General features: G+C 66.4%; 12 protein-coding genes. 3 read left to right on the top strand and 9 right to left on the bottom strand.

Features of this window, described 5'->3' with window-relative positions; translation table 11 throughout:
* Window positions 1-82 precede the first annotated feature (82 nt).
* Window positions 83-277 (top strand): hypothetical protein, encoded by a 195-nt coding sequence (locus DIE22_RS37510; protein ID WP_124500365.1) that lies wholly within the window; start codon window positions 83-85, stop codon window positions 275-277.
* A gap of 152 nt (window positions 278-429) precedes the next feature.
* Here the strand turns inward: DIE22_RS37510 and hppD are convergent, their stop codons facing one another.
* Complete coding sequence (hppD, locus tag DIE22_RS37505) at window positions 430-1527, bottom strand: 4-hydroxyphenylpyruvate dioxygenase (protein WP_124500366.1); 1098 nt, start codon at window positions 1525-1527, stop codon at window positions 430-432.
* Window positions 1528-1739: 212 nt separating this feature from the next.
* Between hppD and DIE22_RS37500 the strand changes: the two genes are divergently transcribed.
* Window positions 1740-2264 carry an Lrp/AsnC family transcriptional regulator gene (locus DIE22_RS37500; RefSeq protein WP_124500367.1) on the top strand — a complete coding sequence of 175 codons (525 nt, stop codon included), beginning with the start codon at window positions 1740-1742 and terminating at the stop codon, window positions 2262-2264.
* A gap of 69 nt (window positions 2265-2333) precedes the next feature.
* Here DIE22_RS37500 and DIE22_RS37495 read toward each other — a convergent pair whose 3' ends face one another.
* From DIE22_RS37495 to paaA, 8 genes are all read right to left on the bottom strand, one after another.
* Window positions 2334-2981 carry a GNAT family N-acetyltransferase gene (locus DIE22_RS37495; protein ID WP_124607521.1) on the bottom strand — a complete coding sequence of 216 codons (648 nt, stop codon included), beginning with the start codon at window positions 2979-2981 and terminating at the stop codon, window positions 2334-2336.
* 235 nt (window positions 2982-3216) lie between these two features.
* Window positions 3217-3822 carry a TetR/AcrR family transcriptional regulator gene (locus DIE22_RS37490; protein WP_124500369.1) on the bottom strand — a complete coding sequence of 202 codons (606 nt, stop codon included), beginning with the start codon at window positions 3820-3822 and terminating at the stop codon, window positions 3217-3219.
* Between the two features lie 23 nt (window positions 3823-3845).
* Complete coding sequence (locus tag DIE22_RS37485) at window positions 3846-4661, bottom strand: DUF1835 domain-containing protein (RefSeq protein WP_124607520.1); 816 nt, start codon at window positions 4659-4661, stop codon at window positions 3846-3848.
* Between the two features lie 129 nt (window positions 4662-4790).
* On the bottom strand, window positions 4791-5855 hold the full coding sequence (gene paaE, locus DIE22_RS37480) for a 1,2-phenylacetyl-CoA epoxidase subunit PaaE (RefSeq protein ID WP_124607522.1): 1065 nt from the start codon (window positions 5853-5855) through the stop codon (window positions 4791-4793).
* Window positions 5856-5979: 124 nt separating this feature from the next.
* Entirely contained in the window at window positions 5980-6543 is a 564-nt protein-coding gene (gene paaD, locus DIE22_RS37475; RefSeq protein ID WP_124500371.1) for a 1,2-phenylacetyl-CoA epoxidase subunit PaaD, read from the bottom strand.
* A 25-nt stretch (window positions 6544-6568) separates the two neighbouring features.
* On the bottom strand, window positions 6569-7372 hold the full coding sequence (paaC, locus tag DIE22_RS37470) for a 1,2-phenylacetyl-CoA epoxidase subunit PaaC (RefSeq protein WP_124500372.1): 804 nt from the start codon (window positions 7370-7372) through the stop codon (window positions 6569-6571).
* 10 nt (window positions 7373-7382) lie between these two features.
* Entirely contained in the window at window positions 7383-7667 is a 285-nt protein-coding gene (gene paaB, locus DIE22_RS37465) for a 1,2-phenylacetyl-CoA epoxidase subunit PaaB (RefSeq protein ID WP_006752453.1), read from the bottom strand.
* Between the two features lie 36 nt (window positions 7668-7703).
* Window positions 7704-8702, bottom strand: a complete 999-nt coding sequence (gene paaA / locus DIE22_RS37460) for a 1,2-phenylacetyl-CoA epoxidase subunit PaaA (RefSeq protein ID WP_124500373.1) — start codon at window positions 8700-8702, stop codon at window positions 7704-7706.
* Window positions 8703-8902: 200 nt separating this feature from the next.
* Here paaA and DIE22_RS37455 point away from each other — a divergent pair, with 200 nt between their 5' ends.
* Window positions 8903-10168, top strand: coding sequence for an SGNH/GDSL hydrolase family protein (locus DIE22_RS37455; RefSeq protein WP_124500374.1), 1266 nt, complete (start codon window positions 8903-8905; stop codon window positions 10166-10168).
* The last annotated feature ends 280 nt before the right edge of the window (window positions 10169-10448 follow it).

Below are 10448 nucleotides of genomic sequence, written 5' to 3'. Positions count from 1 at the left end.
GCCGGATATAGAGACGCAGCCCATCCTGTCTGTCAGAAACGCAAGAAAGCTGTTGCAAACGGGACGCGTTCATATAGGTGCAATGAACACACGTCATATCCAGAGTTTCCTGATCGTGTCCGCGGCGTTTTTCGCGATGACCGGCCCGGTGCACGCGCGGGGCGCGAGCGCACTGGCGGCAGCCGGCGCGCAGATGCGTCAGATCGCGCCGGCGCAGGACGCCAACGCACGGCTGGCGGCCGAGCATGCCGTCGCGCCGAAGGCGAACGTGCGTTGATCCGTTCGCGCGGCCGGCCGACCGCGCCGGAACGACTGAAACGACAAAAGGGCGGGAATCGCGAGATTCCCGCCCTTTTTCGTTGTGCCGCCGATGTTCGTGCGGCTGCCCGGGCTGCCGGACGCCGCGCGGCCGTCTGCGTCAGGCCTTGGTCAGGCCTTGTCCTGGACCACGCCGCGGCGGATCTGGTCGAGCTCGATCGATTCGAACAGCGCCTTGAAGTTGCCTTCGCCGAAACCCTGGTTGCCCTTGCGCTGGATGATCTCGAAGAAGATCGGGCCGATCTGGTTCTCGGTGAAGATCTGCAGCAGCAGGTCGTCGCGGGCGCCGTCGATCAGGATCTTGCGCTTCTTCAGCTCGTCGAGCGATTCGCCGTGGTTCGGCACGCGGCGGTCGACCAGCTCGTAATACGTGTCGATCGTGTCGAGCAGCTTCACTTCCTTGCCGCGCAGGCCGTCGACCGCGCCGTAGATGTCGTTCGTGCCGAGCGCGATGTGCTGGATGCCTTCGCCGTGGTACGCGTCGAGGTATTCCTGGATCTGGCCGGCCGTGTCCGAGCCTTCCTCGTTGATCGGGATCCGGATCTTGCCGCACGGCGACGTCATCGCCTTCGACTTCACGCCCGTCACCTTGCCTTCGATGTCGAAGTAGCGCACTTCGCGGAAGTTGAACAGGCGCTCGTAGAATTCGGCCCATTCCTGCATGCGGCCGCGATGCACGTTGTGCGTCAGGTGATCGATGTAGGTGAGGCCGTGGCCGACCGGATTCGGGTTCGCGCCGGCGATCGGCTCGAAGTCGACGTCATAGATGCTGATATCGCCGATCGCGCCCGGCTGCGCACCATTCTTGCCGCGCCAGCGGTCGACGAAATAGATCAGCGAATCGCCGATGCCCTTGATCGCCGGGATGTTCAGCTCCATCGGGCCGGTCTTGTTGTCGAAGCCCCAGGCGCCGAGTTCGAGCGCGTGCTTGTATGCCTTCGCGGCGTCCTGCACGCGGAACGCGATCGCGCAGATCGACGGGCCGTGCAGGCGCGCGAAGCGTTGTGCGAACGAATCGGGTTCGGCGTTGATGATGAAGTTGATGTCGCCCTGACGGTAGACCGTCACGTCCTTGTGGCGATGGCGCGCGATCGCGGTGAAACCCATCCGTTCGAACAGTTGTCCGAGTGCTTTCGGATCCGGCGCGGTGTATTCGATGAATTCGAAGCCGTCGGTGCCGACGGGGTTCTCCCAGTTGGGGATCTGCATGCCGTGTCTCCTGTGTGCTGTGCGATCGGCCGGGGCGATGAGGGTGCCAGGCCGGTTCCATGTCGAAGGTGACGCGTGGCGCGGTGCGCGCAACGCATCGATCCATGCGACAAAGTGTAGCGGGCAGGGGAGAGCGTAAACTTGCGAACTTAATCGCCTGTGCCTACGATGGCGCAATTTCAAGTCCCAAAATATTCTTCGGAGGGCAGGAAATGGCGCAAGCCGAACTGGATGCCATCGACCGGCGGATTCTCGCGATTCTTCAGGAGAACGGTCGCCTGTCGAACCAGGAGATCGCCGAGCGCGTGAACCTGTCGCCGAGCCCGTGCCTGCGCCGGATCCGGCGGCTCGAGGAGCTCGGCGTGATCACCGGCTACGTGGCGCTGCTCGATCCGCAGAAGCTCGGGCTCGATCTGCTCGCCTATGTGAGTGTGCGGCTCGAGAAGCGCGGCGGCCTGGCGCCGGTTCGTGCCGACGAGACGTCGGCACGCGCGGGCGCGACCCACGCGGAACTGTTCCGCGCGGCCGTGCAGACCTGGCCGGAAGTGGTCGCATGCCATGCGATGACGGGCGACATGGATTACCTGCTGCGCGTGCAGGTCGAGGACATGGCGCATTTCTCCCGCTTCGTGCAGGAGCATTTGCTGCACCATCCGTCCGTGATCGACGTGAAGACGAGCTTCTCGCTCGAGTGCTTCAAGGAGACGACGGCGTTGCCGATCCGGTCGGTGCGCTAGCGTGCGATGCCGGGAATGGGAGAAAGGAACGCGGGCCGGGCGCTCCGCGGGGCGCCCGGTCGGCCGATGTCACGCCGTCAGCGCGGCGGGCATCAGCGATTCGATGAACTTCGACGTGCGGTGCGCCTGGCGCTTCAACGCATAGTCGAATACCGCAGCCTGTTCCTGCAGCATCTCGGCGAGGATCGTCGAGTGGTCGGCCGGCGGCAGCGTCAGGTACGCATCGGCTTCGCCGTATGCGTATTCGATCCGCATCCCGGACTTCTTCGCGATGTGCATCATCGTCGCGTTGCGCGACAGGCAATGCATGTACAGCATCGTCACGCGGGTGTTGCGGCTGCGGATCGCTGCGCGCTCGAACAGCTTCGAGCCGACGCCGCGGCCGCGGGCGCTTTCGAGCACCGACACGCCGAATTCCGCCGTGCGCGTGTCGCCTTCGGCGGGCAGGTACGCCAGGTGGCCGACGCCAAGCAGTTCGAGCGCATGGTCGAACACGCCGAACACGGTATCGCGGCCGAAGTCGATCGTGCGGACATAGTTCTCGATCACGTGGTCGGGCACCATCTGGCCGAAGCGCAGCAGGCGGTCCTCTTCGTTGAGCGAGAGAAAGTGGGTGAGCATTCGCTCACGGTCTTTGGAAGCCAGTTCCCTGACGAGAACCGGCGCAGTACCGGCGTGGCCGACAGCATCGGCACGGCGGTCGAATTGCGTGTTCATCGTGGGTTCCTCAGTGTGTAGCTGCACAAACGTCTTGTGCGATGCAACAGCATTCTACCCGAGTGGGGTTGGGGAAAACCCGTATTTGACGTTATTTGTGCTGAGGGGAAATTCTAAATCCGCTTACTTCATTCTCTATCTGTTTGATTTATAACGGATTAAAAATTCATCATATGAAATGCGCGGCGGCCTGTCGCAGTGTGCCCGCCGCACAACGCGTGCTGCTGCGCGGCAATCACGCGCCCGACGACAGCCCGTGCTCCATCAGGTCGATCACCTGTTCGGCGAAGTCGCGGTAGCCGAGGCGGCCGCCCGGCTTGAGCCACGTGAACGTCCAGTTGATCATCCCGAACACCATCATCGTGACCGATGTCTGGTTGTCCTTCGAGATCCGCTCCGGGTAGGCGCGCGCGAGCTGGCGCGCGAATGCCGCGACGATGTCGCGCTGGCGGTCGAGCACGATTTCGCGCTGCGCATCCTCGAGATACTTCACGTCGTTGAGCAGCGCGACGTGGCGGCTGTGCGACGTCTCGTACTCGGCGAGGAACGCGCGCACCAGTTCGGCGAACGCGTCGCGCTCGCTGAGGCCGCGCCGCTGGCTCGCGCCCTCGACCTCGGCGATGATCAGCATCAACCGCTTCGTGTAGCGGTCGAGCAGATCGAACAGGATCGCTTCCTTGCTCTCGTAATAGTGATAGAGACGTGCCTTCGACGTGCCGCTCGCGGTCGCGAGATCGGACATCGACGTGCTCGGATAGCTCGTCTGCGCGAATTTCTCGGCGGCGAGATCGAGGATCTGCTCGCGCTGGGATTCGTGGTCGGGCGCTCGGGTACGGGCCATGGTCGAATGCGAAAGAAGTAGCGTTAGCGAGGCGCGGCAGCCGCGCGCATCTGCGTGGAAGAGAGGGCGGCCGGCGCGTCGTCCTGCAGCTCGAGCCGGCCGGCCGCCGCGAGTTCGCGGCAGCGCCACCAGGCGATCGAGTCGCTGACGAACAGCCCGCCGCGGTCGGCGCCGGCCATGATGCCGCCGACGATGCGTCGCGCGGGCAGCCAGCCGGTTTCCGCGTGTGCGACGATCAGCGCATCGAGGTCTGCATAATGGCCGCTCTTGATCGTATTGCTGACCCAGTAGCGCAACTCGGCATTCAGGTGCTTCGCCTCCTGCCATTCGAGCGCGAGGCGGCCGATGCGCAGTACCGAGATCGGTGCGGCCGCCGGCCGTTTCCGGGCGAGCGCCGCGGGCGAGAACATCCCCGTCGAACATGCGAGGTCGGTGCGGGCCAGCGCCGCGCGCTGCGGCGCGTCGAGATCGGCGGCCGACAGCCGCACCTCGTTCAGCCGCTGCGGCACGTTGCGCAGGTGATAGGCGACGCGGCGCAGCAGCAGCTTGTCGCCGACGCTCGGCGCGTGCCAGACGACCACCTGGCCCGACTCCGTCGCGAGCTGGTCGAGCCGGGCGAACTCGCCTTCGATTTCCGCGTTCCAGTCGGGAATCTGGTCGCCGAGCACGCGCTGCCAGAACGCGGCGCGTGTGTCGGGCGTCTCGTCGGCGCCCTTCAGCGGCCCGACCGCGAGATCGTCGAGCAACCCGACGACGCGCTCGTCGCGTCCGGCTTGCGCGAGACCCTCGCGCAGCGACGCGGCGGCGGTGCCGCCCTGAATCACGTGAATGGTACTCATCGGCCTGTCATCAACAAAAGAAAACCGCCGGCCGGGCGGACGTGATGACGTCCAGCCGGCCGGCGGCCCCTAGTGTAAGCGAGATGTGTGACGACGAGAAACAGGCGCACCGCGCCGGTACGACGCCGCTCAACGCTCGTCGAAGCTCACGACGACCTTGTCGCTGATCGGGTGGCACTGGCACGTGAGCACGAAGCCGTCCTTCACTTCGTGTTCCTCGAGCGTGTAGTTCTTCTCCATCCGGACTTCGCCTTCGACCACCTTCGCCCGGCACGTGCAGCACACGCCGCCCTTGCACGCGTACGGCAGCGCGAGGCCCGCGCGCAGGCCGATGTCGAGCAGGCTCACGCCTTCGTACGGCAGGCGCAGCTTACGCCTCTTGCCGTCGAGCACGATTTCGAGGTCGGCGGCCGGCGTCTGGTCGGTGATCTCGACGACGGGCGCGCCGGCCTGCGGCAGCGGCGTGCCGAAGCGCTCGACGTGCACCTTCGCCTGCGGCACGCCGGCTGCCTTCAGCGCGGCTTCGGCCGCATCCATCATCGGCGCGGGGCCGCAGATGAACGCTTCGTCGATCGTGTCGGCCGGCGTCAGCGTGGCGAGGAATTCCGCGCATTTCGCCTGGTCGAGCACACCGTTGAACAGCTCGACGTCCTGCTGGTCATCCGACAGCACGTGATACAGGACGAAGCGGTTCATGTAGCGGTTCTTTAGGTCTTCGAGTTCCTCCGCGAACATGATCGCGTCGACGCTGCGGTTGCCGTAGATCAGCGTGAAGGTGCTGCGCGGTTCGAGTTCGAGCGTCGTCTTCACGATCGCGAGCACCGGCGTGATGCCCGACCCGCCGGAGAACGCGACGTACTGCTTGCCGTGGTCGGCGTTCAGGTGCGTGAAGAAGCGGCCGTCCGGCGTCATCACGTCGATCGTGTGGCCCGGCTCGAGCGTGTCGAACGCGAAGTTCGAGAAGCGGCCGCCGCGCACGCGCTTGATGCCGATGCGCAGTTCGCCGTCGCGGTCGTAGTCGGTCGTGCCGACGCAGATCGAGTACGAGCGGCGCGTTTCCTCGCCGTCGATGTGGGTCTTCAGCGTGACGAACTGGCCCTGCGTGAAGCGGTACGCGTCGCGCAGCTCAGGCGGCACGTCGAAGGAGACGGTAACGGCGTCGGCGGTCTCGGGCTGCACGTCGCGGATACGCAGCGGGTGAAATTGCGGGGTCGACGACGACCCCCGCCGGGCCGCTGCGCGCGACGGATCTGCTTCCGGGGGATGGGGGGGCTGCGCCCCCCCAGGCGAACGAAGAGAGCGTGGGGGCTGTTTCATCTCAGTAAGGTTTGAAGTAGTCGAAGGGTTCGCGGCAGTCGACGCAGCGGTACAGCGCCTTGCAGGCCGTGGACGCGAATTGCGCGAGACGCTCGGTGCGGGCGGAGCCGCAGCGCGGGCAAACGGGCGCCGCGACGGGCCGCGGCACGAAACGCACGACGTTTTCCCGCGGCGCGGCGCGGCCGCACTGGCCGACGGGCGGCGCGATGCCGTATGCGCGCAGCTTGTCGCGCGCTTCCTGCGTGATCCAGTCGGTCGTCCACGCGGGCGCGAGCACCGTCGCGATCCGGTGCGGCGGCAGGTCGGCGGCCTGCAGCGCGGCGGCGATGTCCTCGGCGATCTGCGACATGGCCGGGCAGCCGGAGTAGGTCGGCGTGATCACGACTTCGAGCAGGCCGTCGTCTGCGCGACGGACGTCGCGCAGGATGCCGAGCTCGCGGATCGACACGACCGGGATTTCAGGATCGGGCACCGCTTCGAGCACGTCCCACGCGCGCGCGAGCAACGGATCGTTGCGATGCGCGGCGGGCGCGGCGTCGGCGGGGGCGGCGGTCTGGACGGACATCGTCGGGCTCCGTTGGGTCGGCCGGTTACCAGGTCGCGCCGGGGTGCTGGCGCGCGAGGCTCTGCATTTCCGCGAGCAGGTAGCCCATGTGCTCCGAGTGCTCGCCCTGCTTGCCGGTCGTCACGTGCTGCACGGGCGCCGGCAGGTCGAGCGTCGCCTCCGCGAGCGCATCGTCCACGTCCGCGCGCCATGCGGCTTCGAGCGCGGCCGGTGCGGGGCCGATGCCCGGTGCGGCGACCGCGTCGTCGATTGCATCGGCCGCGAAGAATTCACGCGTGTACGGAATCAGGTAGTCGAGCGCGGCCTGGGCGCGGCAATGCGATGCGTCGGTGCCGTCGCCGAGGCGCACCAGCCATTCGCGTGCGTGCTGCACGTGATAGCGGGTCTCCTTCACCGATTTCGCGGCGATCGCGGCGAGCTGCGCGTCTGTCGACGTTTCGAGCGCCGTCCACACGTGCAGCATCAGCGTCGTGTAGAGGAAGTTGCGCACGATCGTCACCGCGTAGTCCTTGTCGGCGTGCGCGGTGCCGGCGATCGGGCCGTAGTGCGGCAGCTCGGCGAGCGTGAAGTTCGCGAACTCGCGCTCGGGGCGGAAGTACGCGTAATCGTCTTCCGTCTTCGCCGCGCCGTTGAGCTGGCGCTCGAGTTCGGCTGCGTGCGTATACAGCATGCGGGCCTGGCCGATGAGGTCGAGGCTCATGTTGGTGAGCGCGATGTCTTCCTCGAGGATCGGGCCGTGGCCGCACCATTCGGCGTTGCGCTGACCGAGGATCAGCGCATTGTCCGCGAGGCGCAGCACGTAGGAGAGGTGTTCGGGTGTGATCGTCATGGCGCGGGCGTTACATGTGGTTGACTTCGTCGGGCAGCGTGTAGAACGTCGGGTGACGGTAGATCTTGTCGCCTGCCGGTTCGAACAGCTCGGCCTTTTCGGCCGGATCCGACGCAGTGATCGCCGACGACGGCACCACCCAGATGCTCACGCCTTCCTGGCGGCGCGTGTAGACGTCGCGCGCCATGCGCAGCGCCATCGACGCGTCGGCGGCGTGCAGGCTGCCGCAATGCTTGTGATCGAGGCCCTGCTTGCTGCGCACGAACACTTCCCAGATCGGCCATTCCTTGTTCATCACTTTCTCCTGAATCCTGAATTCGATGGTTGCCGCTCAGGCGGCGTGCTGTTCGGCGCGGGCGCGGCGCTTCGCTTCGTGCGCGAGCGCGGCTTCGCGCACCCACGCACCATCGTCGTGCGCCTTCACGCGGGTCGCGAGGCGTTCCTTGTTGCACGGGCCGTCGCCGTTGACCACGCGCCAGAACTCATCCCAGTCGATCGCGCCGTAGTCGTGGTGGCCGCGCGCGTCGTTCCATTTCAGGTCCGGGTCGGGCAGCGTCACGCCGAGCACCTTTGCCTGGTCGACCGTCGCGTCGACAAACTTCTGCCGCAGGTCGTCGTTCGTGATCCGCTTGATGCCCCATTTCGCGGACTGGTTGCTGTGGACCGAATCGGCGTCGCTCGGGCCGAACATCATCAGCACCGGCCACCACCAGCGGTTCACCGCCTGCTGGACCATCGCGCGCTGCGCGTCGGTACCCTTCATCATCGACAGCAGCGCATCGAAGCCCTGGCGCTGGTGGAACGACTCTTCCTTGCACACGCGGATCATCGCGCGTGCGTACGGGCCGTACGTGCAGCGGCACAGCGGGATCTGGTTCATGATCGCGGCACCGTCGACGAGCCAGCCGATCACGCCGACGTCGGCCCAGGTCGGCGTCGGATAATTGAAGATGCTCGAGTATTTCGCCTTGCCGGCGTGCAGCGCGTCGATCAGCGAATCGCGCGATACGCCGAGTGTTTCGGCTGCGCTATATAGATAGAGGCCGTGGCCGGCTTCGTCCTGGACCTTCGCGAGCAGGATCGCCTTGCGCTTCAGGCTCGGCGCGCGCGAGATCCAGTTGCCTTCCGGCAGCATGCCGACGACTTCCGAGTGCGCGTGCTGCGAGATCTGGCGAACCAGCGTCTTGCGATAGGCGTCGGGCATCCAGTCCTGCGGTTCGATCTTGCCGTCCGCGGCCATGACCGCGTCGAACCGCGCTTGCTCGGGCGACTCGGCGGTGGCGTCGAGCGGCGCGACGTTGCCGGGGATGTCGAGGGATTGCGTGTACATGGCGGAGGTTCTCGTCCGGTTGAATGTGTGCGAAGTATAAACCAACCGACCGGTCGGTTAATAAATTTCTTGCCGATTTGCGGCGAGACGCGGGTAAACGAGGGGCGTCGGGGTGCAATCGCTGGCGTGGGAGGTGGTCCGGCGCGTGAGACGGGCGGCTTCTGCGGCACAATGCCCGCTTTCCGATGGGGATTTCGCCGATGTCATTTCGAAGCAGTTTCGTCGCGACCGTGCTGGGCGCGTCCGTTTTCCTGTCGCCGGTCGCGGCCTCGGCCGCTCCGGCCGGGTGGGTCGCCGCATGGGCGACTGCGTTGCAGCCGATTCCCGACCTGGCTGCGCCGCCACCGCTCTATCGCGCGCCCGACGTGGCTGGGCGGACCGTCCGGCAGATCGTCTATCCGACGGTATCGGGACGTGCCGCGCGGCTTCGCGTGAGCAATGCATATGGTCGCGCGCCGCTGGTGATCGAGGCCGCCGGTCTGGCGCGTGCGGGAGACGGCGCGGCGCTTGCCGACGGGGCGAGCGCCGGCGTGCGCTTCGGCGGCAAGGCGTCGGTGACGCTCGTGCCGGGCCAGGAGCTCGAAAGCGACCCGGTGGCAATCGACGTGACGGCCGGGCGGCCGTATGCGATCAGTCTGCGGATGGGCGCGAACCAGCGGATGACCGTGTGGCACCGTGTGTCGAACCAGCTCAACTACGTATCGGCGCCGGGTGATCACGTGAGCGATCCGGGCGCTGGCGCATTTCGCACGCGCTTTACCCAGTATGCGTGGGTGACGGAACTGGCCGTCGAGGCGGGTGCTGCGCGGGCGAGTGTCGCGGCGATCGGTGATTCGATTACCGACGGGCTGCGCTCGAGCCTGAACCGCAACCGTCGCTGGCCGGACGCGCTGGCGCACCGGCTGGCCGCGGCAGGTCCGGATCCGCTTGGCGTGGTGAATCTCGGGATCAGCGGCAACCGGTTGCTCAGCGATTCGGCGTGCTATGGCACGTCGCTGGCGTCGCGGTTCGAGCGCGACGCGCTGTCGCGCGCGGGGGTGAAGGCGGCGATCGTGCTGATCGGCATCAACGACATCAACTTTGCGGCCATGCCGCCGCGTGCGGGGCTCGATTGCGACAATCCGCATACGCAGGTCACGGCCGCGGCGTTGATCGACGGCTATCGCCGGTTGATCGAGGCCGCGCACCGCCAGGGGGTGAAGGTCTTCGGCGCGACACTTACGCCCGCGGCGTTGCCGGCCGGGCGCGAGACGATCCGGCTCGAGGTGAACCGGTGGATTCGGGGTGGCAGCGGTTTCGACGGCGTGGTCGACTTCGACGCGATACTGCGCGACCCCACGCGCCCGAGTGTTCTGCAGCGCCGATATGACAGTGGCGACGGCATTCACCCGAGTGACGCCGGTTACACGGCGATGGCCGACGCAGTGCCGGTGGAGTCGCTGCAGGCCGCAGCCGGCGGCAAGTGACATCGCCATATATATGGAGGGAGACGATCTGCCGGCTGCTTCAGGATCGCGAGCGGTGTGTAGCTCATCGAACCCCAGCCCCCGTGCGCGGCAGCGCACGGGGGCTTTTTCAAAATATTTTCACAAAGGGGGTTGCGGAGACGGTGGCGGGTGCATAGAATCGCGCCTCTTTCGCGCTAACGGAAACGCGGCGCGGGGGAAGAAGGGAAGCGGTGCGGTCGGGTTGGCGGTAGGGACCCGGGCGGCACTGGAAGTTGAGCCCCGGTCGTCGCAACGAAGC

It is taken from the genome of Burkholderia sp. Bp9142 (genome assembly GCF_003853415.1).
Classification (GTDB): domain Bacteria; phylum Pseudomonadota; class Gammaproteobacteria; order Burkholderiales; family Burkholderiaceae; genus Burkholderia.
Note: the sequence above shows the minus strand (reverse complement) of the source record. Positions and strands in the feature narration are given on the sequence as shown.